Origin of the sequence: Devosia sp. FKR38 (assembly GCF_005222805.1) — a bacterium.
Taxonomy (GTDB): Bacteria; Pseudomonadota; Alphaproteobacteria; order Rhizobiales; family Devosiaceae; genus Devosia.
Genome location: NZ_STGC01000005.1, coordinates 2245687 through 2272131 on the forward strand (window position 1 = coordinate 2245687; position 26445 = coordinate 2272131).

Genomic DNA, 26445 nt, shown 5'->3' on the forward strand with positions numbered 1-26445 from the left:
AACCAGGCCATGACCGAGACCAATTCCACGCCTGTTTCCGACACGCGGCACGACCTGGGCAGCCATGGGCGTGAGCTGATCCTGGACGCCCGTCATATCGGCGTCGACTTCAAGGTCGAGGGCGGCACCGTCAACGCCGTGCGCGACGTCTCCTTCCAGCTGCACAAGGGCGAGACCATTGCCCTGGTCGGCGAATCCGGTTCCGGCAAGTCCGTGACCGCGCGCACGCTGATGAAACTGTTGACCAAGCGCGCCACCATTCTGCCCGAGACGCAGATCACGCTGAGTGGCAAGAACATCGTCACCATGAGCGATCGCGACATGCGCAAGCTGCGCGGCAACGACATCGCCATGATCTTCCAGGAGCCCATGAGCTCGCTGAACCCGGTCTATACCATCGGCCAGCAATTGTGCGAGGTGCTGCACCTGCACAACAAGATGAGCCGGGCCGAAGCCATGGACAAGGCAGAATCCCTGCTCGAGGAAGTGCAGATCCCCGAGCCCCGGGCGCGGCTGAACAATTTCCCGCACCAGCTCTCAGGCGGCCAGCGCCAGCGCGTGATGATCGCCATGGCGCTCGCCAATCGCCCCGACGTGCTGATCGCCGACGAACCCACGACGGCCCTCGACGTGACCGTCCAGGCCCAGATCCTCAACCTGATCAAGGATCTCAAGGACAAATACGGCATGGCGGTGATCCTGATCACCCATGATCTGACCGTGGTTCGCCAGTTCAGCGAATATGTCTATGTCATGCAGAATGGCCGGGTGCAGGAGCACAATGCCACCGAGGCGCTGTTCGCCAATCCGACCCATCCCTATACCAAGCACCTGCTGGCCTCCGAACCCAAGGGCATTGCCAAGCCGCTGGCCGAAGGCGCCCATGACACCGTGCTCGAAGGCAAGCAGGTCAAGGTCAGCTTCACGCTCAAGCGCGGCGGCTTCTTCAAGCCCGACTTCTTCGAGCTCAAGGCCGTCGACAATCTCGACATCAAGCTGATGCGCCACGAAACCCTGGGCATCGTGGGTGAATCAGGCTCGGGCAAGACCACCTTTGGCCAGGCCCTGATCCGCCTGATCTCCAACCAGGGTGGCCAGATTTTCTTTGATGGCGAACGCATCGACACCAAGGACCGTGCCGCCATGCGCCCGCTGCGCTCGCGCATGCAGATCGTCTTCCAGGATCCCTTTGCCTCGCTCAATCCGCGCATGTCGATCCGCCAGATCATCGAGGAAGGGCTGATCGTCAACAACATCGGCGCCAACCGCGCCGAGCGTGGCGACCGCGTGCGCCAGGCGCTGCAGGATGCCGGCATGCCCGATGGTGTGCTCAACCGCTTCCCGCATGAGTTCTCCGGCGGCCAGCGCCAGCGCATCGCCATCGCCCGGGCCATTGCGCTCGAGCCCGAGTTCATCCTGCTCGACGAGCCCACTTCGGCGCTTGACCTGAGCGTGCAGGCCCAGATCATCGACCTGCTGCGCAAGCTGCAGGACGAGAAGGGCCTCTCCTACCTCTTCATCAGCCACGACCTCAAAGTCGTGCGCGCCCTCTGTCATCGGGTCATGGTCATGCAGTATGGCAAGATCGTCGAACAGGGGCCCGTGGCCGATGTTCTCACCAATCCCCAAACCGAATACACGGCCCGCCTTGTACGCGCCGCATTCGACATAGCCGCCTGAACGGAGCATCCAATGGCAAACCCCAAGATTACATTCATCGGTGCCGGTTCGGCCGTGTTCATGAAGAACATCGTCGGCGACATTCTGCAGCGGCCGGCCCTGACCGGCGCCACCATCCGCCTGATGGATATCAACCCGACGCGCCTGGAAGAGAGCGAGATCATCGCCAAAAAGCTGATCGCCACCCTGGGCGTTTCGGCCAAGGTGGAAACCTATTCCAACCAGCGCCAGGCGCTCGATGGCACCAATTTCGTCGTGGTCTGCTTCCAGATCGGCGGCTATGAGCCCTCGACGGTCATCGATTTCGACGTCCCCAAGAAGTACAACCTCCGCCAGACCATTGCCGACACGCTGGGCGTCGGCGGCATCATGCGCGGCCTGCGCACCGTGCCGCACCTGTGGAGCATCTGCGAGGACATGCTGCAGGTCGCGCCCGACGCGATCATGCTGCAGTATGTGAACCCGATGGCCATCAACACCTGGGCCATCTCGGAAAAATACCCCACCATCAAGCAGGTCGGTCTCTGCCACTCCGTGCAGGGCACGGCCATGGAACTGGCCCACGATCTCGACATTCCCTATGACGAGATCCGCTACCGCTCGGCCGGCATCAACCACATGGCCTTCTACCTCAAGTTCGAGCATCGCCAGGCCGATGGCAGCTATCGCGACCTCTATCCCGATCTGCTGCGCGCCTATGCCGAAGGCCGCGCACCCAAGCCGACCTGGAACCCGCGTTGCCCCAACAAGGTGCGCTATGAAATGCTCACCCGCCTGGGCTATTTCGTCACCGAAAGCTCCGAGCACTTTGCTGAGTACACGCCCTATTTCATCAAGGAAGGGCGCGAGGACATCATCGAGAAGTTCGGCATCCCGCTCGATGAATACCCCAAGCGCTGCGTCGAGCAGATCGCCGGCTGGAAGAAGACCTCCGAGGAATACCGCAAGGCCGACCGCATCGAGGTCAAGCAGTCCAAGGAATATGCATCGTCCATCGTCAACTCGGTGTGGACCGGCGAACCCTCGGTGATCTACGGCAATCTGCGCAACAATGGCGTCATCACCAGCCTGCCCAACAATGCCGCCGTCGAAGTGCCGTGCCTGGTCGACGACAATGGCCTGCAGCCCACCTATATCGGTGAACTGCCGCCGCAGCTGACCGCGCTGATGCGCACCAATATCAACGTGCAGGAACTCACCGTCCGCGCGCTGATGACCGAAAACCGCGAGCACATCTATCATGCCGCCATGATGGACCCGCACACCGCCGCCGAACTCGATCTCGAGCAGATCTGGAACGTCGTCGACGACCTGCTCGAAGCCCATGGCAGCATGCTGCCCGAATGGGCCCGCGGCCCGCGCAAGCAGCGCGTCGCGTAATTCGCGGCGCAAAGTCATCGGCTGACTTAAGTACGGCCCCGATGCGCTTGGCATCGGGGCCGTTTTGGCTGGGGGGCGTTCCAACCACCGCGCGTCACCCTCGGGCTTGACCCGAGGGTGACGATCGAGAGCGTTTGGAGGTCGGTGTCTACGAGGCGACAAGGCCTTGCACCGTCTGCACCAGCAGCAGCGCGGCGAACACCGCGAGGGCCAGCGCGGTGATGCGTTCAACCCGCCCGGCGCTCAGCCAGCCCGCCGAGGAGCGTGCTGCCAGCGCGCCCAGCGCCATCCAGGCCACCGCCGTGCCGATCACCAGCCCGGCAAACACCCCGAGATAGGGCAGGCGCGCAACAAAGCCGACGTGCGGGAAAATGGCAAAGGCCAGCACCAGCGCCTTGGGATTGATCAGTGTGGTGACGAACACACGGCTCAGCGTAACGCCGCGCTGCGCCAAGTCCGCCTGACCGGCGCCCCGCCACAGCTTGAATGCCGACCAGGCGAGGAACCCGGCCGCCAAAAGACGCGCCAGCAGCGGCACCAGCGGCTGGCTCGCCCCGATGGCGCCCACCAGCTCGATCCACACCGTGATAGCGATCAGATAGCCGCCCAGCTCGCCCACCAGCAGCGGCAGCGCCCGCCCGACCCCGCGCTGCGCACCCGCTGCCGCCATCAGCGTATTGGTCGGCCCCGGCGTGGCCAGTAGCGCCAGCACGGCAAGAACGAAGGGGGTAAGGCCATCCATCTATTGGGCAATCCACTCTAGGGCGCCGGACCATAGCGCGGCGCAAGACCGGTGCAAGCCACAAAAAAGGCGCCCCCGAAGGGGCGCCCGATCCGGGAGGACATCCGGATTGTCTAGTGGTGGCCACCCACCATTTCGCGCAGCTCTTCGACCGAGCGCACCTTCTTGCGGGCAGCGCCTTCCCACTCGATGGTCTTGACGGTCGACTTGGCCATGCGCTCCTTGGCAGCCGGCACGGCGTCGGCATATTGCGGCAGCCACTGGGCCTGGGCCACCACCATCTCGTCGACCATCGCCCAGACTTCGTCGGGCGTGCAGATGGCGCCAACCAGCGGGTCATGCAGCACCGCCAGCTTGAGCGTATCGATATTGCCCGTCATCGCCGCCTCGACCGAGAGGCGCTGCACCGAGACCGACACCGAGCAGGTCGCCGCACAGGCGGTCGGCAGGGTGATGCCTTCGACCATGTTGATGCCGAAGCGATCCACAAAGCCGGGACTCTCGATAATGGCGTCATCGGGCAGATTGGTGATGATGCCATTGTTGCGGCGATTGAAATGGCCGCGATAGGTGCGCCCGGTTTCCATCGCCTCGATGATGTAGCTGGCGTGTTCGGTGGTCCGCTTGTGTTCGCTCAGCGGCTTGTTGGCCTGCTCCTTGAACATCGGGAAATCGGTCTCGAACCAGTTGCGACGCTCGGTGGAGTGCCGCAGATAGCCGCCGGTCTCGCCATGGATCCAGTCGCTCATGTCGATCCAGCGATTGATCTCTTCGGGGCGCTTGCGATACCAGGGCAGGTATTCGCTCAGGTGGCCATTGGACTCGGTGGAATAGACACCGAAGCGCTTGAGCACGTCGATGCGCACCTTTTCCTGCTTGGAATAGACCGGGTGCGCCTCAAAGCCGGCGATCAGCTCGTCGGCCTCGATCTTGCGGCCCTTGGCGCGAATGTCGATGTACCAGGTCTGGTGATTGATGCCGGCGCAGACATAGTCCAGCTCGTCGTCCTTGACGCCCAGCACATTGGCGATCTGGTGCGCGCCATGCTGCACGCCGTGGCACAGGCCCACCACATTGACGCCGCCATACTGCTCGGCAGCCCAGGTGTTCATGGCCATGGGGTTGGCATAGTTGAGGAACAGCGCGCCGGGCTCGGCGACCTCGCGGATGTCCTTGCAGAAGTCCAGGATCACCGGGATGTTGCGCTGGCCATAGAGAATGCCGCCGGCGCAGATGGTGTCGCCCACGCACTGGTCGACGCCATATTTGAGCGGAATGCGGATATCGGTGGCAAAGGCATCCAGCCCGCCCACGCGCACGCAGCTCATCACATAGCGCGCGCCGGTGATGGCCGCGCGGCGATCGGTGGTCGCGGTCACCTTGGCCGGCAGCTTGTTGACCGACACGATCATCTCGATGATCTGCCGGGCCATGTCGAGATTGGCCGGATTGATGTCGGTCAGGGCGAATTCGCAATCGACGAATTCGGGAACCTTCAGCAGGTCCGAGATCAGGGTCTTGGTAAACCCGATCGAACCGGCGCCGATGACCGTAACTTTGAATGACATGGACGTCCTCCGCTGGTCGCATTTGCTGCGAATTGGTGCCCATAGTGCTAGCCGCTGCCACAGCACAAGTGGTAGAGAAAGCTTGTGCGATTGTGGGTAATTTTGTGCTCAAAGAACTCATCGACTATGGCCATCGCGTGCGCCGGCTCGAGCTGCCCAAGTCGGCCGTGCCGCTCCATTGCATGGCGCACAGCGCCGGCTACGAGCAGCGTATCAACGAAGTCTATTCCTGGGATGGGCTGCAGCGCGGCGACGCGCCGTTCCTGGTCATCCAGCACACGCTGGTCGGCGAAGGCCGGCTCGATTTCGCTGGCACGCAATATCGGCTGACGCCCGGCCAGACCATGGTGCTGAGCCTCCCCCATGCGCATCGCTACTGGCTGGAGCGCGGCGGCCATTGGCAATATTTCTGGATGGTGCTCAACGGGCGCGAGGCCCTGCGCCTGGCCCGCGAGATCATCGATGCCGCCGGCCCGGTCTCCACTTTGCCTGCGCCCATTGTCGACCGGTTGGCCGCCGCCTGCCTGCTGCTGATCGACCGCGCCGACATCAGCCCCGGCGAGGCCTCCAGCGCCACCTATGCCGCCATGGCGGCCTTGCACGACGGCGTCTTTGCCGCCCGCGCCACGCCAGAGCGCAGCCTGCCGCCCGCCATGGCCCGCGTCGTGGCCCATATCGAGGCCAATCTGGCCCGCCCGCTGCAGGTCGAGCGCCTCGCCGCCATCGCTGAAATGAGCCGCGGCCACTTCGTCCGCCAGTTCGCCCTGGCGACCGGCCAGGCACCATCGGACTTCGTGCTGGCGCGCCGCATCGACCATATCGAGCGCCTGCTGCTGGCCACCGACATGACCATCTCGGCCATCGCCACCGCCACCGGTTTTGCTGACGCCAACTACCTGGCCAAAGCCTTCCGTCGCAAGCGCGCCATGGCGCCCCTGGAGTTTCGCCGCAATGGCCGACTGGCGGCGGGCACCTGACGGCAAAAGACGGGTCCAAGCCGGTCCTCTGGCGGCACTTTGTCGGTCCGGCGGCGACCGCAGGCCTGCACGGATCGGGTTGAATCCGGGTTGTCTTGGGTGCACAAAGGGCGCAAATAGGCAATTGACCTATAGGGCAATGCAATGACCAATACTGTAACCGCAGACCGCAGGCACTTTGAGGATCTCGCTGTCGGCGAGGTGATCGCCCTGGGCCACACCAAGGTGACCCGCGAGATGATCATCGGCTTTGCCAAGCAGTTCGACCCGTTTCCTTTTCACCTCGACGAAGCCGCGGCCAAGGCCAGTCTTCTGGGCGGTCTCGCCTCCAGCGGCTGGCAGACTGGCGCCCTGAGCCTGCGCATGCTGGTTGACAGTTTCCTGGGCACCGTCGCCTCCGCCGGCGGCCTGGGCTTCCGCAACCTCAAGTGGAAAAACCCCGTGATGGTCAATGACACCATCGGCGGCACCGTCACAATCGTCGAGCTGCGCCGCTCCGAGAGCCATCCGCAATGGGGCATCGTCACGCTCGATTTCGACGTGCGCAACCAGAAGGACGCGCCGGTGCTGACCATGCGCCTCGCCAATCTGGTCGAAACCCGTAACCCGGGAGCCCAGGCATGACCCGCTGGTTTGAGGATATCGTGCTCGGCGAAGAATTTGCCTTGGGCGATCATGAATTTAGCCAGGACGAGATCATCGCTTTCGCGACGCTCTACGATCCGCAGTATTTCCATATCGACCCCGAGGCGGCGCGCCAGAGCCATTTCGGCGGGCTGGTCGCCAGCGGCTGGCACACGGTCAGCATCGGCCATCGCCTGATGGTCGATACCCTGTTTGCCGAAGAAGACCGGCTGCGCGCCCTGGGCCAGGAGCCGGGCGTGTCGGGCCCCTCCCCCGGCGTCAACAGCATGGATTTCAAGGTGCCCGTGCGCCCCGGCGACACCGTGCGCTACACCCTGGTGGTCACCGACAAGCGCGCGTCGAACTCCATCCCCGGCTGGGGCCTGCTGTTCAACACCATCACCGCGGTCAACCAACGCGACGAGCTGGTCTATCGCGCCGAACTGGTCGGCTTCTCCAAGCGGCGCGACTATGTGATGCCACTCTCGCTCAAAGTGATGCAGGCCATCAGCACATGGCCGCTAATCGGCGGCTGGATCAAGCGCGGCTCTTGAAAGCCGCGCGCCGGACCGGCACTGTCTCAATCATGCGCCGAATCGCCCTTACCGCTGCCCTTATTGTCCTTACCGCCTCGCCCGCTCTGGCTCAGAGCTTTGAGGGCAATTGGGGCTGTCGCGATGCCGATGCCGCCAAGGCCGGCATGCTGACCATCTATGGCGGCGTCTATGGCTTTGCCTCGACAATTGTCGGCGACACCAGCTCGGGCACCGGCACCATCACCGGTTATCAGGATGGCGTGGCCTTCAACGACGGCGGCCTCAAGGATGCCCGCGGCATCCAGGCCGGGCGCATCGTCTCGGACGCCAATGCCGGCATCGCCATCCAGCTCGAGACGGCAACCGCCGCCGTCATGCTCTGCACGCCGCGCTAGCGTCGCCGAACCGCATCCTTCACTTTTTGTGCCGCCGGGGCTTGAAACCCATTTTAGGCCACCTATTTCCTCAGGGCGGCGCCGGGCCCCTCTGGCGAGAGCATTGATGCTCTCGTGATGTCGGAGCTGCTCCAAACTCTCATGGAGAAGGTCCGGCGATGGATTCGCTACTTCTAGCCCTATCGGGCGATTTTCTAGGTACCCCCGTCTATTTCTGGATCGCCTTCATTGCGATCGTGATCGGCCTGTTGGTCTTTGACCTGGGCATTCTGCACAAGGATGACCACGAGATCGGCGCCAAGGAGAGCCTGACGCTCTATGGCTTCTATGTCGCCATTGCCATGGCCTTCGGCGGCTGGGTCTGGTGGCAGCGCGGCGCGCAATCGGGCCTCGAATTCTTCACCGGCTATCTGATCGAACAATCCCTGGCGATGGACAATATGTTCGTCATCGCCACGATCTTCGGCTTCCTGTCCATCCCCCGCATCTACCAGCACCGCGTGCTGTTCTGGGGCATTCTGGGCGTCATCGCCTTCCGTGCTGTGCTGATCGGCTTGGGCGCTGCCCTGGTCTATCAGTTCAGCGCTATCCTGTTCTTCTTCGGCGCCTTCCTGGTCTTCACCGGCATCCGCATGTTCCGCCACCAGGACGAGACGCCCGACATCTCGGAGAACCGGGTCTTCCGCTTCATCACGACCCGCTTCCGCGTCACCAAGGAACTGCATGGCCACAATTTTACGGTCATGCAGCCTGACCCCAAGACCGGCAAGCTGGTGCGCTGGCTGACCCCGCTGGCCGTGGCGCTGATCATGGTGGAAGTGGTCGACCTGGTGTTCGCCGTCGATTCCGTGCCGGCGGTCTTTGCCGTCACCCAGGACACCTTTATCGTCTACACCTCCAACATCTTCGCCATCCTGGGCCTGCGAGCGCTCTACTTCGCCCTGGCCGCCGCCATGAACCGCTTCCGCTATCTGCAGACCTCGCTGGCCATCATTCTGGTGCTGGTCGGCATCAAGATCTTCCTGGTGCCCATGGGCATCAAGATCGACACCCTGCTCTCGCTGCTGGTGACCCTGTCGATCCTGGCCGGTGGCGTGCTGTTCTCGCTGTGGAAGACCCGCAACGAGCCCGATATCAGCGCCGAGCAGCAGCCCAAGACGGGCCAGCTCGAACCCTGATCGAGAACCACTTGAGAGCGGCGCTCCGGCGCCGCTCTCCCCCATCCGGCCATGCCCCGCCCCGGCTGCGCCAGTCTTGCCGCATTTGCCCGCTAACCACGCTGAGCGATGATGACAAGGAGACGACCATGGGCAAGATCCACGAGATCGTGTTCGATTGTGAAAAGCCGGCCACCCTTGCCGCCTTCTGGGCCAGCCTGCTGGACGGCTATAGCGTGCGGGGCACCGATCCCCTGACACTGGCGGCCCTGTCCGACCTGGGGCTGCAGCCAGTGCCCGAACCCACCGTGGTGATCGACGGACCTGGCCCCTCCATCTGTTTCCAGAACATCGACGGGCGCCGGCCGGACAACAATCGTGTGCATTTCGACATTGCCGTCGACGACCGCGCGGGCCTGGTGGCAAGGCTGACCGAGACTGGCGCCGAGACCGTCCGCGTGCTGCCCACCTATACGGTGATGCGCGACCCCGAGGGCAATCAGTTCGTGATCGTCGACACCGCCGTCGAACTGGCCGCCTGATCGGGCCTGGGCCTGCTGACAAGGGCTGACGCGACGGGAACCCAGAGTGAATGGCACCCTCTCAACGGAGCCATGCCATGTCCCTGACCCTGCGATGCCACTGCGGCGCCACCCAGATCACCCTGCCCCATGCGCCCCTGCGGGCGGGCCGCTGCAATTGCACCTATTGCGCCCGCGCCGGCGCCATATGGGGCTATTACGGCGAAGGCGAGCTCACCATCCTCGCCAATGAGGGAGAACGGACCTACACGGCCAGCGGCATGAACATGCACCATTTCTGCGGCAATTGCGGCATGCAAACCTGGGGCGACTCCCCCGATTGGAGCAGCCTCTACAATGCCGATGGCACGCCCAAGGACGGCGTTGGCGGCATGCCCACGGCCCGCAGCTATTCGGTGAACCTCAACCTGATCGACGACTTCGACTGGAGCCATGTGACCGTCGACGACTATGACGGCCGCCACAACTGGTAGCGCGCAGCCCAATCCGTGAGGGCACGCAGCCGGGCAATAAAAAGCCCCGAGCGATACTCGGGGCTTCAAGCTTGCACGGTGCCGTTCGGCGGGACCCGATCAGTGCCCGTCGAAGTCCATCAGCGCCGTCACTGGCACGCCTTCGGCAGCCAGCTTGGCAGCCCCGCCCAACACCGGCAGATCGATGACAAAGGCGGCGCCTGCGACGGTGGCGCCGGTCCGGCGCAGCAGGCCCACAGCCGCGATCGCGGTGCCACCGGTGGCAATCAGGTCGTCCACCAGCAGCACCGTGTGGCTGTGGTCGATAACGTCAGCATGGATCTCGATGGTGTCCACGCCATATTCCAGCGCGTAATTCTGCCCGATGGTCTCGCCGGGCAGCTTGCCCTTCTTGCGCACCGGGATGAAGCCCACGCCCAGCGCGATGGCGACACCCGCGCCGAAGATGAAGCCGCGCGCCTCGATACCAGCGACATGGGTAATGCCCTTGCCGCGATAAAGGCCGGCAATATCCTCCACGCTCTGCTTGAAGCCTTCGGGATGCTCGATCAGCGTGGTGATGTCCCGAAACAGGATGCCCTTCTTGGGATAGTCCGGAATCGTGCGCACGAGGGCCTTGAGGTCGAGCGACATGGCAAACCTAACAGAGAGTGAGAATCAGGGGAGACGACGGCCCATCAGATGCCGGGCGACGACGCCGGCATTGTAGGCGGCTTTGCGCGTGACCTTGATGGCGGTTTCGCGCGCCTGGGGATTGCTCGCCACGGCGGTGATCCCGGCCCGCACCACGGGATGGCGGGTCAGCGTGATGGCGGCACCTACGACGGTGGCGGCAAGGCGGATGGCGGACATGCTGGCTCCCCGGCGCAAGAGACGGTCAGACATCCATATTGCGGTCCTGCGCCCGAATGGCAAGGGGCAGCAGCGTCACATTGTCGGAAACGACAAAGGGCCCCACTGGGGCCCTTTGCAAATGCTGGGATCGCTGCCAGGCGATCAGTGTTCGATGCCGGCCCAGATCTTGCGCTTGGTGCCATACATCAGGCCCGCAAACAGCACCAGGAACAGCAGCACACCAAAGCCGGTCTGCTTGCGCGAGACGAGGCCAGGCTCTGCCATCCACATCATATAGGCAGCAACGTCCTTGGAATACTGGTCCACCGTCAACGGGACGGCGGCCTCACCCTCAGCCACTTCATAGCTGATCTGGCCATCCTGAAGGGGTGGCGCCATGCCGATGGCGTGGCCGGCGAAATAGTCGTTGTAATACTTGCCTTCGGGCAGTTCGAACGGGGTGCCGTCAGCATTGTGCGGCGCCGATTCCGGCACTTCTTCGTGGTAGCCGTTCAGCAGGGCGTGGATATAGTCCGGGCCGCCTTCGGAATAGCCGGTGAAGTAGTTGAAGATCCAGAACGGGAAGGCGTCATGCACGCCGCGGGCCTTGGCCAGCACCGAGAAGTCCGGTGGCAGCGCGCCGCCATTGGCATCGCGGGCATCCTGTTCGGTGGCGAACGGGGACGGCCAGCGATCGGCAGCGACGCCCTTGCGGGTGCCGCCATCAGCGGTGGGGTCAGCAATGTCATACTCGGCAGCCAGCGCCTTGACCTGCTCTTCGGAGAACGCAGGACCGCCCTCTTCAGCCAGATTGCGGAACGAGATCAGCCGGGCGCTGTGGCAGCTCGAGCAGACTTCGCGGAACACCTGAAAGCCGCGCTGCAGCTGGTTCTGGTCATAAGTCCCGAAAATGCCGGCAAAGCTCCAGCTCTGCTTTTCGATATGCGGGGCCTCTTCAGCCGCCTGGGTCGCCGGCATGCCGGCGAGCCCGGCCAGAATGGCCACAGTGGCAAGGATCGTCTTGGTATTGAACATGGTTCCTGCCCCTCTCTTACGCATGCGACTTGCTGAGGACGCTTTCCGAGATGCTGGTCGGCAGCGGCCGGGGCGTCTCGATGCGGCCAAGGACTGGCAGAATGACGATGAAGTGGATGAAGTAGTAGGCCGTGCAGATCTTGGACAGCAGCACATAGATGCCATCGGCCGGCTGCGCGCCCAGATAGGTCAGGGCCACGAAGTTGATCACGAACAGCCAGTAGAACCAGCGGAACATCGGGCGGAAATTGCCCGAACGCACCTTGGACGTGTCCAGCCACGGCAGCAGGAACAGGATCAGGATCGAACCACCGAAGAAGATCACGCCAAGCAGCTTGGAGTCGATGAACAGCAGGTTGAAGTCGATGGCGCGCAGGATCGCGTAGAACGGCAGGAAGTACCATTCGGGAACGATGTGGGCCGGCGTCACCTGGCTGTCGAACTGGATGTAGTTATCCGGGTGGCCCAGGATATCGGGGGCAAAGAAGATGAACCACGCGAACGGGATCATGAACAGCACCATGCCGAACAGATCCTTCATCGTGTAATAGGGGTGGAAGGGCAGCGTGTCGCGGCTGTCCTTGACGCTCACACCGGTGGGATTGTTGTTGCCCGGCACGTGCAGCGCCCAGATGTGCAGCGCAACGACCGCAGCAATCACGAACGGCAGCAGGTAGTGCAGCGAGAAGAAGCGGTTGAGCGTGGGATTACCCACCGAGAAACCGCCGCGCAGCAGCTCGAGCAGCGGCGTACCGATCACCGGAATGGCCGCGAAGATATTGGTGATCACGGTGGCAGCCCAGCCAGACATCTGGCCCCAGGGCAGCACATAGCCCATGAAGGCGGTCGCCATCATCAGCAGGAAGATCAGCACGCCCAGGATCCACAGGATCTCGCGCGGCGCCTTGTAGGAGCCGAAATACATGCCACGGAAGATGTGGATGTAGACGGCAGCAAAGAACATCGAAGCGCCCACGGCATGGGTCGCCTGGATGATGCGGCCGCCATTGACGTCGCGACGGATATGCTCGACCGAGTCGAAGGCCATCCCGATATTGGGGGTGTAGTGCATCGCCAGGATCACGCCGGTGACGATCTGCACCAGCAGGCACATCACCAGGATCGCGCCGAACGTCCACCAGTAGTTCAGGTTCTTCGGCGTCGGGAAGTCCATCAGGTGCTCTTTGGAGAACCGGATGATCGGCAGGCGTTCATCGAGCCACTTCTCGATGCCGGAGCCGGGCGTATAAGTCGAATGTTCAGACATCGGAGAAGCCCCCACTAACCGATCTTGACCAGCGTATCGCTGATGAATTCATAGGGCGGCACAACCAGATTGGTCGGCGCAGGCCCCTTGCGGATACGACCGGCAGTATCGAACTGCGAGCCGTGGCAGGGGCAGGCCCAGCCGTCGAACTCGCCCGACTCGCCCACCGGAATGCAGCCCAGATGGGTGCAGTTGGCGATCATCACCAGCCAGTTCTCATGGCCTTCCTTGGTCCGCGACTCGTCGGTCGCCGGATCCTTGAGCTCGCTGAGCGGAACGGCCTTGGCCTCTTCGATCTCCTTGGCCGTGCGATTGCGCACGAACACGGGAAGACCGCGCCAGAGAATGGTCACTGACTGACCTTCCTCGATGCCGGCAAGGCTGAATTCGATGCTGGCCAGGGCCAGGGTCGAAGCGTCCGGGTTCATCTGGTTGATCAGTGGCCAGACGACCGCAGCAGCGCCGACCGCACCGACTGCACCGGTTGCGACAAACAGGAAATCCCGCCGTGTCGTTGAATGTTGTGATTGCGTGGCCAAGGTCCGTATCCCCGTACAAAGCAGATCCGACGCAGCCTGCAGCGGCAACACCGTTCTCGCATACGCAGAATCGGCAGCCGTCCGCCCTCAAGCGGCCCGTCAGTTGCGGCTCTTTTTGCACTGTCCCATGCGCTTGTCCAGTGACCGCAGCCGTGACAGCTCGCATCTGCGACACTATACCCGGTCCAGCCCCGGAAATCGGGCTGTTTTTCACCCATTTCACCTGGGGACTGCCATGCCGGTCGATCTCGCCCTCTATCAGCCCGACATCGCCAACAACACCGGCACGCTCATCCGGCTGTGTGCCTGCCTGGGCACCACCATCCACATTATCCACCCCACCGGCTTTGTCTTTTCGCCCAAGACGCTGGCGCGGGCGGGCCTGGACTATCTCGACCACGCCGCCGTGCGCGAGCATGACAGCTGGACCCAGTTCGACGCCTGGCGCCGCAGCGAGGCCCGCCGTCTGGTGCTGCTGACCACCAAGGCCGACACCACGCTCTATGCGGCGCGCTTCGCGGACAGCGATATCCTGATGATGGGGCGCGAAAGCGCCGGTGTGCCCGATGCGGTGGCCGAGGCGGCGGACCTGCGCCTGCGCATCCCCATGCGCCCCGGCCTGCGCTCGATCAATGTGGCGCTGGCCGCAACTCTGGTGCTCGGGGAAGCAAAAAGACAGACCGACGGCTTTACAGGGCTCGTTTGAGCGTTCATTTCAGATCCATCATGACAGACCCTCAGCCCGCTCTCCCGCCCGACATCGACACCAAGAAGGCCACGGCCCAGGCCTGGTTCCGCAGCTTGCGCGACCGCATCTGCGCCGCCTTTGAGGCCATCGAGGCCGAACACCAGGGCCCCAATGCCCATCTGCCCGCCGGCACATTCGAGCGCACCCCCTGGGAGCGGGCCGGTGGCGGCGGCGGCGAAATGGGCATGCTGCACGGACGCGTCTTTGAAAAAGCCGGCGTGCATATCTCGGCCGTGCATGGCGAATTCTCGCCCGACTTCGCCAAGCAGATGCCGGGCACCGAGGCTGGCGCGCAGTTCTGGAGCGCCGGCATTTCGCTGATCGTGCACCCCTGCAACCCGCATGTGCCGGCCGTGCACATGAACACGCGCATGATCGTCACCGGCAAGCAGTGGTTCGGCGGCGGCGCCGACCTCACCCCCGTGCTCGACCGTCGCCGCACCCAGGACGATGCCGACACGATCGATTTCCACGCCGCCATGCGCGCCGCCTGCGCCGACCGGCCCGGCGTCGACTACGACCGCTACAAGGCCTGGTGCGACGAATACTTCTTCCTGCCCCACCGCAACGAACCGCGCGGCACCGGCGGCATTTTCTACGACCACCACAATTCGGGCGACTGGGACGCCGACTTTGCCTTTACCCAGGCGGTCGGCGAAGCCTTCCTCTCGATCTATCCCGCCCTGGTGCGCCGCAATGTCGATACGGCCTGGACCGAGGCGGACCGCCACGAACAGCTGGTGCGTCGCGGCCGCTATGTCGAATTCAACCTGCTCTACGACCGCGGCACCACCTTTGGGCTCAAGACGGGTGGCAATGTGAACTCCATCCTGTCCTCCATGCCACCCGAAGTGCGCTGGCCGTAAGGCGCCGCCTCCGTTTCAGAGCCGTTAGCCCGGTGCAAAGCCCTGTCGGGCAAGGGAAAACCCTGATGATCACCGCTATTGGCCCAAAAATGGCCCCTTTGGTGGCGTTCACTGCAGCGGTCGAAACAAGGAGGACATGATGAAACGCTTTGAGTCTGCGTCATTGATCCCCGGTGCCACCTGGGTTGCCCAGGCCGACAGCGAGGCCGAAGTCGTGCGGCGTGCCGTTGAAAACCTGCGCCGCCTGCATGGCGAGGACCAGGTGCGTCCCGAGATGATCGAGCGCATCAAGGAGCGCATCACCGACAGTGATGCATCCGAGGCGCGCACGCTGCACAGCTAGACCGTCACCTGCGCCAGAAGGGCGGCTTTGCCCAGGGTGAAGCCGCTATCGATCCAGACCCGCTCGAGCTGCGCCAGCTGTTTTCCCATGGCCGGCCCGGGCGGCAGACCCAAATCCCTGAGATCATTGCCGGTCACCGGGAAGTCCGGCACCACCATGCCAGCCAGCATGCGCGCGGCCTCGGCCAGATGCGCCGGGCGCCAGTCATCGCGCGCCGCCGCCAAGGCCAAGCCTTCCACTGCCGCCTCGCCATGCCGATAGGCTGCCTCGGCCACACGGTCCTGCGCCAGCAGGCCTGCCGCCGATTGCGTGGCTTGCGCCGCCTTGACGATGTCCCCGGACAGTCGCCAGGCCGCCTGCGCCGCGTCCAGTCTGTCCCCTGCCAGCAGCGCCAGCCGCGTCGCCACCGCCTGCCCGCCCAACAGTTCATAGCGCAGCAGCGCCTTGGCCACGGTCTCCTCGATCTGCAACAGGCCAATGCCGCCCATGGTCGCCAGCGTCATGGCGACGCGCGGCAGGGCCAGCATGCGGGTCATTTCCTGCCCTATCCGCTCGCGCGATAGATGCGACAGATGTCCAACGGCGTCAGCACAGGCTGCCAGTCCGTCAGGGTCGAACTGCTCGCCGCCATGGCTGGCCGAAAAGCGGAAGAAGCGATAGACGCGCAACCCGTCCTCGGCGATGCGGGCGCGCGCCTCGCCGATAAAGCGCACCCGGCTTGCCAGCGCATCATCCAGCCCGCCCAGCGGGTCATAGAGCGTGCCGTCGGCGGCGCAGTAGAGCGCATTGAGCGTGAAGTCGCGGCGGCTGGCGTCGACCCGCCAATCGGTGCCAAAAGCCACCACTGCATGGCGCCCATTGGTTTCGGTGTCCTGGCGCAACGTGGTGACCTCGGCCAGCGTTTCGCCCAGCTTCAGCGTCACCGTGCCATGCGCAATGCCGGTGGGATAGGCGGCAATGCCAGCCGCAGCAGCCCGCGCCATCACCTCGTCCGGCAGCAGTTCGGTCGCCAGATCAATATCGGGATTGTCGCGCTGGCGATCCAGAATCGTGTCGCGCACCACCCCGCCGACGGCCCGGGTGCGCCGGGTCGCGCCGTCGAGCACCGAGAGGATCGTCTGCGTCTCGGGCCGGCGCAGCCACGCAGCGGTTTGGAGGGCCGCGACGCTCATGCTGCCGCCTCGCCCAGTGCCAGATCGCGGAACAGTCGCGTGATATTGGCGGTGATGCCCCAGATGCGGTGGCCATCATGGTCGATCTGCCAGGTCTGGTGTTCCTGGCCATCCCGCGTGATGCGGAACACACCATAGCTCTCCGGATGCAGAATGCGCGCCAGCGGCACTTCGAACACCGAATGCACCTCACCCGGATTGGGCACAAAGGGGCCGCTGGGCAGCACCACCGCCACCACAGGCGTGATGAGATAATTGGTGCCGGTGAAATAGGTCGGCATGAAGCCGATCACCTGGGCCTCGCTGCGTGCCATGCCGACTTCCTCCTCGGCCTCGCGCAAGGCGGCATCGGCAACATCAACATCATTGGCATCCACCTTGCCACCGGGAAACGCCACCTGCCCGGAATGCGAGCGCAGGTCGGGCGAGCGTTCGGTGTAGAGCACGGTGATGCCCTCGGGCCGACGAATCAGCGCAATGAGCACCGCCGCGGGCACCGGCGGCCGGTTGAACGGCTGCGACGGCATCCAGTCGGGCACCAGCCGCTCTGCCGCGGGCAGCGGCGGCGGCTCAGGCAGAAGCCGGCCCAACAGACGGTCGATAAAGCTGTCGTCAGACGTCAACACGACACCGGAATTGGTTGCACCCGCAAAGACTAGAGTAGCGCAGCGGCAGTGGCTACCCGCTCCAGGCAGGTGGGCAGATGGACCCGCGCCGTCAAGACCGGCGCAGGCCAGATCAGCCCTGTTGCCAGGCGGCGATGGGACCGCTCAGGGTGGTTGCCAGGCTCTTGTCCTCGGCCAGCACCAGCACGCGGGTGGGATCGACCGGCCCGGGGAATTCGATATTGCCCGGCGTCGTCGGCTCCCAGCCCAGCGGGCAGTAATAGTCGCGATCGCCCACCAGCATGACGAACTTGCCTTCGCCGCGCTCCAGCGCCCGGCGGGTCACTTCACGCGCCAACAGCTTGCCGGCACCCAGCTTGCGGAAGCCGGGATGGGTCGCCAGCGGGCCCAGCATATAGCCATTCATGCCGCCAATGCTGATCGGCGTCATCCACACCGAGCCACAGGGCATGCCGTCCACTTCGGCAACCAGGCTCAGGCTCTTGTCGATCGGGAACCGCTCGCGAATGCGGAAGGCAGTGCGGGCAAACCGGCCTGGGCCAAAGGCAATGGCCTGCAGCTCGTCGATGAATGCATCATCGCCAGGCTGATTGGCAGGACGAACGGTGGGAACCCGTGCAGGCGAGGGAGAAGCAGCAGCAACCGCAGCCGAAGGCGCAGAGACAAAGGACATGGCAGGATCCAGAAAGGGAATGCGTCGAACAACCCGGCGCATGCAATGCACCGGCACAGGGGGGACCGCTTACGGTCGTCGAACCAAACGCAAAACCTTCATCATCCTGGACGCCTCCACGCCTGAAATTCGCATTAGCACCACTGGGGCGGCGCGTAAACAAAAACTCATGGTCCAACCCCGCAAAATCAGGCCCCGCACGCCTGCTGTGTTCAGAATGCACAACGCTTCGTTACGTCAATGCGGACTTATCGCTCGCGCCGGACTGCCCTATGTGTCACCCAACGCAGGCAACAGGCCCGATATGACGCCCTGATGGCGTCGACAACATGACGGAAAGGCTTCGATTGTGGGACAATTGATCGACGGAAAATGGTCCACCCAGTGGTACGACACCAAAAAGACCGGGGGCAAATTCGAGCGCAGCCAGGCCGGCTTCCGCAATTGGGTCACCGCTGACGGCAGCGCCGGCCCCTCGGGCGACGCCGGTTTCAAGGCCGAGGCCGGCCGCTACCACCTCTATGTCTCGCTGGCCTGCCCCTGGGCGCACCGCACGCTGATCTTCCGCAAGCTCAAGAACCTCGAAGAGCTGATCTCGGTTTCGGTGGTCTCCCCCAAGATGCCCGACGAGACCGGCTGGAGCTTTGACACCACCACCGGCTCAACCGGCGACGCGCTGTTCGGCAAGGACGCGCTCTGGCAGGTCTATACAAAGGCCGTGCCGGACTACACCGGTCGCGTCACCGTGCCCGTGCTCTGGGACAAGCAGACCGGCCGCATCGTCTCCAATGAGAGTTCGGAAATCATCCGGATGTTCAACTCGGCCTTTGACGAGCTGACCGGCAATACCGAGGACTATTACCCCGCCGAACTGCGGGCCGAGATCGACGCGATCAACACCCGCGTCTATGACGACATCAACAATGGCGTCTACAAGGCCGGCTTTGCCACCTCCCAGGAGGCCTATGAAGAGGCCGTCGGCAAGCTGTTCGACGCGCTCGACTGGGTTGAAGGCAAACTGGGCGAAACCGCCTATCTCACCGGCGACAGCATCACCGAAGCCGACTGGCGCCTGTTCACCACGCTGGTGCGTTTCGATGCCGTCTATGTCGGCCACTTCAAGTGCAACCGCCGCCGCATCGCCGACTATCCGAACCTGTCGCACTATCTCAAGGCGCTCTACGAAGTGCCCGGGATCAAGGCGACAGTCGATCTCGACCACATCAAGACGCACTATTATTGGAGCCACATCACCATCAACCCGACGCGGATCGTCCCGACGGGCCCGGATCTGGAATTCCTGAAGTAAGCAAAAAGGGCCTCTCCTGTTTGGGAGAGGCCCTTGGTCTCAGTAGCCCCAGACGTCGCGCTTGGGCACGCGGTCGAAATATTCATCGATGCGCTGGCTGGTGGCCGGCGTCACCTTGTCGGGCAAGGCATGGCGGTCAAACCAGCCGACCTCGGAAATCTCGCGGTCCGGCTTGCGGTCGAACACCTTCTCAAAGCTATGGGCCACATAGAAGGCCACATGGTCGCGGTTCGTCACCGGGCTGGTGTTGTGATAGATGCCAAACAGCTCCATGGGTCCCACGACCTTGTAGCCGGTCTCCTCGAGCGTTTCGCGCGCCCCGGCCTGCTCCAGCGTCTCGCCCGGGCTCACCCCGCCACCCGGAAACTGCCAGCCGGGCACATAGGTATGGCGGATCAACAGCACCTTGTCGCCATCCACCACCATCACCCGCGACCCCATGGTCAGCCGGTGCCAGAACCCCTTGAGGGTCAGAAACACCCTGGCCAATAGCCTTTGCCGGCGATTCATCTGCATGCGAACACTCCTTGCGTGCCTACCGGTAGCAGAGGTTTGATGACCACAAAATCAACCGAGGGGGCGATTTTGCATTTTCTTGCCGGCTGCCATCTGGCATTACGCCTGCGATGATCACCCTGGCCCACATCTCCGACATCCACCTTTCCCCTATGCCCGAGGTGGGTTGGCGGGATTTGCTCGGCAAGCGCCTGACCGGTTATCTGAACTGGAAGCTCAAGCGCCACGACGAGCTCAACAGCGAAACGCTGGCGAGCCTGGTCAGCCATCTGCAGACACAGAACGCCGATTTCACCGCCGTCACCGGCGATCTGGTGAACCTGGCGCTGCCCGTGGAAATCGAGCGCGCCGGCCGCTGGCTCAAGGCGCTGGGGCAATCGGACAAGGTCGCGGTCTGCCCGGGCAATCACGATGCCTATGTCGCCGGCGCCCTGGAAGCGGCCCAGCAGAACTGGGGCGAATATATGCAGGGCGAGACGCTCGATGCGTCGGTGTTCCCCTTTGTGCGCCGCATTGGCGAACTGGCTGTCATTTCCTGCTCCAGCGCCGTCCCGACCCGTCCATTCCTGGCCATCGGCCGCTTTGACCAGGCCCAGGCCGACCGGCTGGGCCGCATTCTCAAGGTCATGGGCGAGGCCGGCTATTTCCGCACCGTGCTCATCCACCATCCGCCCAATCCCGAACTGCAGCATCCCTCGTTTGGCCTCAAGGGACACAAGCTGTTCCGCTCGGTGATCGCCGAACATGGCGCCGAGCTGATCCTGCACGGGCACACCCATCGCTCCTCGATCCACTCCATCCCCGGCCGCGATGCCGAGGTGCCGGTGGTCGGCGTCGCCGCCGCCAGCTCGGCCCAGGGCGGCACGCTGGACGATCCGGCGCGCTACAATCTGTTCCGCATCGAGCGGGCCGGCAATGGCTGGAGCTGCACCATGCGCGAGTTCGGCTACCAGCGCCTGGGCAGCGAGATCGTCATGCGCCTGCAGATGCGGATCTGCTAGGCCCGCGCGGTTACTGCCCTTCGAGCGTCGCGCGCACCTTGTCGTGAATGGCTTCGGCTTCCGGCGTCATCACCTCGGCAAAATCGGCCATCTCAAAGACCGGGCGGATTTCGATCTCGCTCGGTCCCATCATCGGATTGGGGCAGCGCTTGACCCACTCGATGGCGTGATCCATGTCCCGCACGGTCCAGATCCAGAAGCCGGAAACCAGCTCCTTGGTCTCGGCGAACGGCCCGTCGATCACCGTCCGATTGCTGCCCGAAAACGCCACACGCTTGGCGTGAACACTCGGCTTCAGCCCGTCGCCACCCTGCATGATGCCGGCATCCACCAGCTCCTGGTTATAGCGGCCCATGGCCACCATGAGTTCGGCCGGCGGCATGATGCCGGCTTCGCTGTCGGCCGTGGCCTTGACCAGAACGATCACACGCATGCTCAAGTCCCTCCTCTGCAGGCCGCGCCCACCTGATCAAGCCTAGCGGTGACACACCATGGCGACAAGCCGGGCATGCCCCCTCCCCCCTGGCCGACAAATCACCTATATGAGGGGCACCCCAAGAGTGCCCCCATTGACCGAACAGTTCCGCATCGCGCGCCCGCACTTCGACCCGGCAACGGGCCTTGCCCGCTTTTCCTATGGCCTGGACGGGCTGGGCTTCGTCGAAACCCTGCACTTGCCGCCCGGCGCCGACGCCGCGGCCAGCGCGAGTTTTCTCAAGCTGCTCGATCTGACGGCAATCGTGCTGGGCGTGAGCTATTTCAAGCTGCGCGCGCCCTTTGCCATTTCGGCGCCCGACATCGCCCTCACCGACAGCGAGCGCGCCTTTGCCATCGACATCTATGAGAATGGCCTGGGCGAATTCTATGCCCGCAACCAGCTGCAGCGCTTCGGCCGGCTGACCATCGCCACCGCCGAGGATCGCACCGGTCCCCTGCCGCGCATCACCCTGCCCGAGCGGACCCTGCTGCCCATCGGCGGCGGCAAGGATTCTCTGGTGAGCGTGGATCTGCTGACCCACACCGGCGTTCCCTTCACCCCCTTTGCCGTCAATCCCAAGGGTCCGATCCTGACCTCGGTGGCCGCCATCGGCACCGATCCGGTCTATGTCACCCGCACGCTCGATGCCGAAATGATCCGGCTGGGCAAGGAGCCGGGCTATTACAATGGCCATGTGCCCTCGACAGCCATCAACTCCATGATCGCCGCGCTCTGCGCCCTGCTCTATGGCTACAACCAGATCGTGCTCAGCAATGAGCGCTCGGCCAGCGAGGGCAATGTCGAGTTCGACGGGCGCGAGACCAACCATCAATATTCAAAGTCCCTGGGCTTCGAGCTGCGCATCGCCGGTATCCTGGCCGACGCCACCGGCGGCGCGCTGCAGTATTTCTCGCTGCTGCGCCCCTATTCGGAGGCCCGTATCGCCTCGCTGTTCACGCATGAGAGCAAGTTCGATCGCGTGTTCTCCAGCTGCAACCGCAATTTCCGCCTCACCGGCAATGACGGCCCGCTGTGGTGCGGCGAATGCCCCAAGTGCCACTTCGTCTTCCTGATCTTTGCGCCCTTTATGGCCAAGGACCGGCTGCTGTCGATTTTCGGCAAGGATCTGCTCGACAATCCGGCCCATGAAGGCTCGTTCCGCGAACTGGCCGGGCTGGCGGGCCAGAAGCCCTGGGAATGCGTCGGCGAAATCCTTGAGGCCGCCGCCTGCCTTTATACGCTGACCCGCCACGCCGACTGGCATGAGGCCGCCGTGGTGCGTGCCGTCAAGGCGGACCTGCTGGCCCAATATGGCGAGCCGCGCCTGCAGGCGGCCATGGCCGAATGCCTGACCGACAGCCACGATCACCATATCCCCCCGGCCCTGGCAGCAAAGGTGGCCGCCTATGCGGTTTGATGAACCCGTCCTGCTCTATGGCGCCGGCCGCGAGGCGCTGTCGACCCGTGCCTTTCTCAAGGCGCGCCAGCCCGATCTCAAGGTCTATGTGACTGTCGACAGCGGCACCGCCGACATCCCCGACACCACCCCGATCACCCCCGACGACCTGCCGAACGCGCTGCGCAACCATTTGGTCGGGCATATCGTCAAGAGTCCTGGCGTCTCGCTCTACAAGCCGATCTTCAGCATCGCCCGCGACGCCGGCATTGCCGTCACCTCCAACCTCAACCTGTGGGGCGGCGCCTATCGCAATGGCCGCACGGTCATCGCCATCACCGGCACCAAGGGCAAATCCACCACCGCCACGCTGGTGCATCTGATGTTGACGCGCTCGCGCATCGACGCGGGCCTGGCTGGCAATGTGGGCCTGGCGCCGCTCGACATCGCCGACCGCCATGCCGTGGTGATCTTCGAGCTGTCCAGCTACCAGACCGCCGACATGGCCTTTCTGCCCGATATCGCGGCGGTCACCAATCTCTACCCCGAGCATGTCGACTGGCATGGCTCGCTTGAGCATTACTATCGCGACAAGCTGCACCTGATCGACCGTGACGGCGGCTTCCCGGTCGCCCTCGGCGCGGCGGCACAGGGCAATACCCGCGTCGCCATGGCCGTGCGGGACCATCGCCGACTGCTTCGTCCGCTGTCACCTGATGAACTAGCCGCCGTCGACCCCGCCATTGACCGCTCACGGCTCAAGGGCGCGCACAATCGCGACAATGCCAGGCTCGCCGCACAGATTGCGCTGGCCGCCGGCGGCACGCTGGACGGCATTGTGCAGGGCATCCGCGCCTTCTCGCCGCTGCCGCACCGGCTGGAAGAACACAGTTACGGGGAGACCTTGTTTGTCGACGATTCCATCTCGACAACGCCCGAGGCGACCAAGGCCGCCCTCGCCGCCTATGCTGGGCGGCGCCTGGCGCTGATTGCCGGCGGGCATGAGCGCGAGCAGGACTATGCGGACCTGGCCAGCCGTCTCATCGGCTATGGCGTAACCACCATCGCCTGCCTGCCGGTCACCGGCACCCGCCTCGCCAGTGCCACGCGCACCGCTGCCCCCCATATCGGCATCATCGAGGCGCCTGATCTGGCCTCGGCCATGCAGGCCCTGTTCGACCGTCGCGACGACTATGACACGGTGATCCTCTCCCCCGGCGCGCCCTCCTACAATCAGTTCAAGAACTTCGAGGAGCGGGGCGATCGTTTCATCGCCCTGGCGCGCGAACTCTTCGGGAAAACACCATCATGAACGGCGCCGTCTATCTGGCGATAGCCATCATCGGCGAGGTCATTGCAACCTCGTTTCTGCGCGCCTCGTCTGGCTTCACCCAGCTCGTCCCCACCATCGTGGTGGTGCTGGGCTATGGCATCACCTTCTATTTCTTCTCGCTGGCGCTGCAGACCATTCCGGTGGGTATTGGCTACGCCATCTGGTCGGGCGTGGGCATCGTGCTGGTGTCTGTTATTGCCTATTTTGCCTATGGGCAGACGCTGGACCTGCCCGCACTTGTGGGCATGGGGCTGATCCTGGCAGGCGTGCTCGTCATCAATCTGTTTTCACACTCGAGCGCGCACTAGAAGCCGTTGACCAGCGACGCCTGCGGCACGCCAGCCGCCAGCAGCGCGACACGGGCCTGTTCAATCAGGGCGGGATCGGCGATGCGCTCGCGCAGACGCGGCAGTATTCCGTTGACGCGGAACGCCGGCACTTCGAGTACCTGGGCCAAATAGCGGTTGACAACCGATGCATCTCCGGCGCGCTGCCCGGCCATGATGGCCAGGATCGGCCCCAGTTCCCGATCGGCCCGCGCATAGGTTTCGGCATAGCGACGGGCCAGACCCGTATCGCCGCGCTGCAGCGCCTCCAGCGCCGGCGCGCCAAAATACCAATCCGGCGGCTCGGCTGCGCTGTTGAGCGCATCCTGCGCCATTTCCGCGGCATCGGTCAGCTCACCCGATAGCGCCAGCAACAGCCCATATCCGGCCAAAGCATCGGCATTGGCGGGATTGAGCTGCAGTGACGAGCTATAGGCCGACCGCGCCTGCACCATCGCACCGGCTGCTGCCCGCGTGCGCGCCAGTTGCTCCCACACAAAGCCGCTCGTCGCATCCAGCTGCAAGGCCTGCTTCAGCAGCGTCTCTGCGCGGCCAATGCTCACAGGACTGGCAAAGCGCTCGCCATTGCGCGTGCCCATCCGGTCAACGATCAGGCTCGCCTCTATGGCCAACATGGCGGCGGTCGGTTCGCCGACGGGCCGAAGCGTGGTGATACAGTCCTGCACCCGATTGGCGGCGGCCTCCGAGCCAATATCGCGATAGCGGTGGAACATCATGGTGCAAAGGTAGTCGGTCACCGGACCATCCAGGGACTGGTCCGCATCCAGCCAGGACTGGGCCTTGCGATGCAGCGGCCCGCGCGGACTGCCCAGGCGCAGGCTCAATTGCCGCGAGACTTCGTCGAGCACCCCCGGTTGCGTCGCCACCGCAGTCGGCTCAGCGATGGACTGGTTCCAGACCACCAGTCCAGAATTCACATCGGTCAAAATGGCGCTGAACTGCACCATTTCGCCGTCGGGACGCACGATACCGGTCAGCACATAGTCGGTTGGACTCTCTTCGGCGTTCGACACATCGCCGCCGCCATAGCGCACGGTCATCTCGTCGAACAGCTCGAGATCGGTCACCAGCTCGATGGCCAGCCCGCCCGATGGGGCGACAATGCCCTGCAGCCCGCCCAGCGTCTGAAACTCGACGACCGTCAGGCTGGGACGATCCAGCGCAGCCTCCGTTGCGCTGTCGCCGGCACTGCGGGGCCAAAACGCCACAAGCGCCAGCGTCAGCACCAACATGCCGGCGAACAACATCAGCAGGGCAAACCAGGACATGCTAAAGCCGCTAGCCCTTGCTGGATCGGTCGGCAGCAATTCTGGGACAACCGGCGCGGCGACCTCTGCCTCCGTTTCGGCCTCAGGCGCAACGGCAACCGCCGCCTGCACCACGAACTCCGGCACATAGCGCCCCACGGGCAGGCGAATCTGCAGCGGCTCAGACAGCCCCTCGGTGCGGTAATACTGGTCGAGCAGGGATCGCAGCCGCCGCGCCTGCACCCGCACAATAGGATCGGCCTGCGGATCGAAGTCCGCCGGGCGCCCCAGAACGTCCACGGCAATGGCATAGGCCTTGATGGCCTGCTCCTGCCCTTCGATCTTCCGGCGGACGATGTAATCGAGGAACTTGGCCAGCTGCGGCGACCGAGCGATTTCGGGCCATGCGAGCAACCGCTCCAGAGCCTGCATCGCGCTGTCATATGGTTGCGCCGGTACGGCCACGACAGACTCCGCCTCAAGGCGCGATTTGGCGCGATTTACATGTAAAACGCAAGACCCGTTACATCCTGTTACCCGAGTTTATCTAGCCACCGAACGAACTATGCCGCATATGTGATGGTATATAGTGCGGCGGCGGTATTTAATTGATGTGTTGGGCTAGGCCCCCGACACATCTG

General features: G+C 63.9%; 30 protein-coding genes. 17 read left to right on the top strand and 13 right to left on the bottom strand.

Going from position 1 to position 26445, the window contains the following annotated elements; translation table 11 throughout:
* The first annotated feature begins 9 nt into the window (after positions 1-9).
* Positions 10-1680: an ABC transporter ATP-binding protein gene (locus E8M79_RS15865; RefSeq protein ID WP_137152823.1), complete on the top strand. Its 1671-nt coding sequence runs from the start codon at positions 10-12 to the stop codon at positions 1678-1680.
* A 12-nt stretch (positions 1681-1692) separates the two neighbouring features.
* Positions 1693-3060 carry an alpha-glucosidase/alpha-galactosidase gene (locus E8M79_RS15870; protein WP_137152824.1) on the top strand — a complete coding sequence of 456 codons (1368 nt, stop codon included), beginning with the start codon at positions 1693-1695 and terminating at the stop codon, positions 3058-3060.
* A gap of 148 nt (positions 3061-3208) precedes the next feature.
* On the opposite strand, the gene E8M79_RS15875 is transcribed toward E8M79_RS15870, so the two are convergent.
* Positions 3209-3802, bottom strand: a complete 594-nt coding sequence (locus E8M79_RS15875) for a LysE family transporter (protein ID WP_137152825.1) — start codon at positions 3800-3802, stop codon at positions 3209-3211.
* A gap of 113 nt (positions 3803-3915) precedes the next feature.
* Positions 3916-5370 (bottom strand): alpha-glucosidase/alpha-galactosidase, encoded by a 1455-nt coding sequence (locus tag E8M79_RS15880; RefSeq protein ID WP_137152826.1) that lies wholly within the window; start codon positions 5368-5370, stop codon positions 3916-3918.
* A gap of 104 nt (positions 5371-5474) precedes the next feature.
* On the opposite strand from E8M79_RS15880, the gene E8M79_RS15885 reads away from it, so the two are divergent.
* The 7 genes from E8M79_RS15885 (at position 5475) to E8M79_RS15915 (ending at position 10074) form a co-directional block, all read left to right on the top strand.
* Positions 5475-6347, top strand: coding sequence for an AraC family transcriptional regulator (locus E8M79_RS15885; protein ID WP_171015893.1), 873 nt, complete (start codon positions 5475-5477; stop codon positions 6345-6347).
* A gap of 144 nt (positions 6348-6491) precedes the next feature.
* Positions 6492-6971, top strand: coding sequence for a MaoC family dehydratase (locus E8M79_RS15890; protein ID WP_137152828.1), 480 nt, complete (start codon positions 6492-6494; stop codon positions 6969-6971).
* Positions 6968-7525 carry a MaoC family dehydratase gene (locus tag E8M79_RS15895; RefSeq protein ID WP_137152829.1) on the top strand — a complete coding sequence of 186 codons (558 nt, stop codon included), beginning with the start codon at positions 6968-6970 and terminating at the stop codon, positions 7523-7525. The genes E8M79_RS15890 and E8M79_RS15895 overlap by 4 nt, the downstream gene beginning before the upstream one ends.
* Positions 7526-7557: 32 nt before the next feature.
* Positions 7558-7902 (top strand): hypothetical protein, encoded by a 345-nt coding sequence (locus tag E8M79_RS15900; protein WP_137152830.1) that lies wholly within the window; start codon positions 7558-7560, stop codon positions 7900-7902.
* Positions 7903-8060: 158 nt separating this feature from the next.
* A complete protein-coding gene (locus E8M79_RS15905; protein ID WP_137152831.1) occupies positions 8061-9080 on the top strand; it encodes a TerC family protein in 1020 nt (339 codons plus the stop codon).
* Between the two features lie 128 nt (positions 9081-9208).
* The gene (locus E8M79_RS15910; protein WP_137152832.1) at positions 9209-9601 is read left to right on the top strand and encodes a VOC family protein; all 393 of its coding nucleotides are present in this window, start codon (positions 9209-9211) and stop codon (positions 9599-9601) included.
* 77 nt (positions 9602-9678) lie between these two features.
* Positions 9679-10074 (top strand): aldehyde-activating protein, encoded by a 396-nt coding sequence (locus E8M79_RS15915; RefSeq protein WP_137152833.1) that lies wholly within the window; start codon positions 9679-9681, stop codon positions 10072-10074.
* A 99-nt stretch (positions 10075-10173) separates the two neighbouring features.
* Here the strand turns inward: E8M79_RS15915 and E8M79_RS15920 are convergent, their stop codons facing one another.
* The 5 genes from E8M79_RS15920 to petA form a co-directional block, all read right to left on the bottom strand.
* Positions 10174-10707 carry an adenine phosphoribosyltransferase gene (locus E8M79_RS15920; RefSeq protein ID WP_137152834.1) on the bottom strand — a complete coding sequence of 178 codons (534 nt, stop codon included), beginning with the start codon at positions 10705-10707 and terminating at the stop codon, positions 10174-10176.
* Between the two features lie 24 nt (positions 10708-10731).
* On the bottom strand, positions 10732-10926 hold the full coding sequence (locus E8M79_RS15925) for a hypothetical protein (protein WP_137152835.1): 195 nt from the start codon (positions 10924-10926) through the stop codon (positions 10732-10734).
* A gap of 144 nt (positions 10927-11070) precedes the next feature.
* Positions 11071-11943 carry a cytochrome c1 gene (locus E8M79_RS15930; protein WP_137152836.1) on the bottom strand — a complete coding sequence of 291 codons (873 nt, stop codon included), beginning with the start codon at positions 11941-11943 and terminating at the stop codon, positions 11071-11073.
* Positions 11944-11959: 16 nt separating this feature from the next.
* Positions 11960-13210 carry a cytochrome b N-terminal domain-containing protein gene (locus E8M79_RS15935; RefSeq protein ID WP_137152837.1) on the bottom strand — a complete coding sequence of 417 codons (1251 nt, stop codon included), beginning with the start codon at positions 13208-13210 and terminating at the stop codon, positions 11960-11962.
* Between the two features lie 14 nt (positions 13211-13224).
* Complete coding sequence (gene petA, locus E8M79_RS15940) at positions 13225-13749, bottom strand: ubiquinol-cytochrome c reductase iron-sulfur subunit (protein ID WP_137152838.1); 525 nt, start codon at positions 13747-13749, stop codon at positions 13225-13227.
* A gap of 235 nt (positions 13750-13984) precedes the next feature.
* Between petA and E8M79_RS15945 the strand changes: the two genes are divergently transcribed.
* The 3 genes from E8M79_RS15945 (at position 13985) to E8M79_RS15955 (ending at position 15706) form a co-directional block, all read left to right on the top strand.
* A complete protein-coding gene (locus E8M79_RS15945) occupies positions 13985-14455 on the top strand; it encodes a tRNA (cytidine(34)-2'-O)-methyltransferase (protein ID WP_137152839.1) in 471 nt (156 codons plus the stop codon).
* Between the two features lie 20 nt (positions 14456-14475).
* Positions 14476-15363 carry an oxygen-dependent coproporphyrinogen oxidase gene (gene hemF, locus E8M79_RS15950; protein ID WP_137152840.1) on the top strand — a complete coding sequence of 296 codons (888 nt, stop codon included), beginning with the start codon at positions 14476-14478 and terminating at the stop codon, positions 15361-15363.
* A gap of 139 nt (positions 15364-15502) precedes the next feature.
* Complete coding sequence (locus E8M79_RS15955) at positions 15503-15706, top strand: DUF1059 domain-containing protein (RefSeq protein ID WP_137152841.1); 204 nt, start codon at positions 15503-15505, stop codon at positions 15704-15706.
* On the opposite strand, the gene E8M79_RS15960 is transcribed toward E8M79_RS15955, so the two are convergent.
* The 3 genes from E8M79_RS15960 to E8M79_RS15970 all read right to left on the bottom strand — a co-directional run bounded on the left by E8M79_RS15960 (position 15703) and on the right by E8M79_RS15970 (position 18177).
* Entirely contained in the window at positions 15703-16878 is a 1176-nt protein-coding gene (locus tag E8M79_RS15960) for a CCA tRNA nucleotidyltransferase (RefSeq protein ID WP_137152842.1), read from the bottom strand. The two genes, E8M79_RS15955 and E8M79_RS15960, sit on opposite strands and share 4 nt — an antisense overlap.
* Positions 16875-17501: a CoA pyrophosphatase gene (locus tag E8M79_RS15965; RefSeq protein ID WP_137152843.1), complete on the bottom strand. Its 627-nt coding sequence runs from the start codon at positions 17499-17501 to the stop codon at positions 16875-16877. Before E8M79_RS15965 ends, E8M79_RS15960 begins: the two co-directional genes overlap by 4 nt.
* A gap of 115 nt (positions 17502-17616) precedes the next feature.
* Complete coding sequence (locus E8M79_RS15970; RefSeq protein ID WP_137152844.1) at positions 17617-18177, bottom strand: N-acetyltransferase; 561 nt, start codon at positions 18175-18177, stop codon at positions 17617-17619.
* A gap of 349 nt (positions 18178-18526) precedes the next feature.
* Between E8M79_RS15970 and E8M79_RS15975 the strand changes: the two genes are divergently transcribed.
* Positions 18527-19486, top strand: coding sequence for a glutathione S-transferase family protein (locus tag E8M79_RS15975; protein ID WP_137152845.1), 960 nt, complete (start codon positions 18527-18529; stop codon positions 19484-19486).
* A gap of 39 nt (positions 19487-19525) precedes the next feature.
* Here the strand turns inward: E8M79_RS15975 and E8M79_RS15980 are convergent, their stop codons facing one another.
* Positions 19526-20002 (bottom strand): NUDIX domain-containing protein, encoded by a 477-nt coding sequence (locus tag E8M79_RS15980; protein ID WP_137152846.1) that lies wholly within the window; start codon positions 20000-20002, stop codon positions 19526-19528.
* A 110-nt stretch (positions 20003-20112) separates the two neighbouring features.
* Here E8M79_RS15980 and E8M79_RS15985 point away from each other — a divergent pair, with 110 nt between their 5' ends.
* A complete protein-coding gene (locus tag E8M79_RS15985) occupies positions 20113-21003 on the top strand; it encodes a metallophosphoesterase (RefSeq protein ID WP_137152847.1) in 891 nt (296 codons plus the stop codon).
* 10 nt (positions 21004-21013) lie between these two features.
* Here E8M79_RS15985 and E8M79_RS15990 read toward each other — a convergent pair whose 3' ends face one another.
* A complete protein-coding gene (locus E8M79_RS15990; RefSeq protein WP_137152848.1) occupies positions 21014-21436 on the bottom strand; it encodes a YciI family protein in 423 nt (140 codons plus the stop codon).
* 136 nt (positions 21437-21572) lie between these two features.
* Here E8M79_RS15990 and E8M79_RS15995 point away from each other — a divergent pair, with 136 nt between their 5' ends.
* From E8M79_RS15995 to E8M79_RS16005, 3 genes are read left to right on the top strand one after another with little or no spacing between them, the layout of a single operon-like run.
* Complete coding sequence (locus E8M79_RS15995) at positions 21573-22898, top strand: endonuclease domain-containing protein (RefSeq protein ID WP_137152849.1); 1326 nt, start codon at positions 21573-21575, stop codon at positions 22896-22898.
* Entirely contained in the window at positions 22888-24189 is a 1302-nt protein-coding gene (gene murD, locus E8M79_RS16000; RefSeq protein ID WP_137152850.1) for a UDP-N-acetylmuramoyl-L-alanine--D-glutamate ligase, read from the top strand. Before E8M79_RS15995 ends, murD begins: the two co-directional genes overlap by 11 nt.
* A complete protein-coding gene (locus E8M79_RS16005; protein WP_137152851.1) occupies positions 24186-24518 on the top strand; it encodes an SMR family transporter in 333 nt (110 codons plus the stop codon). Before murD ends, E8M79_RS16005 begins: the two co-directional genes overlap by 4 nt.
* Here E8M79_RS16005 and E8M79_RS16010 read toward each other — a convergent pair.
* Positions 24515-26269: a hypothetical protein gene (locus tag E8M79_RS16010; protein WP_137152852.1), complete on the bottom strand. Its 1755-nt coding sequence runs from the start codon at positions 26267-26269 to the stop codon at positions 24515-24517. The two genes, E8M79_RS16005 and E8M79_RS16010, sit on opposite strands and share 4 nt — an antisense overlap.
* Positions 26270-26445: the final 176 nt, after the last annotated feature.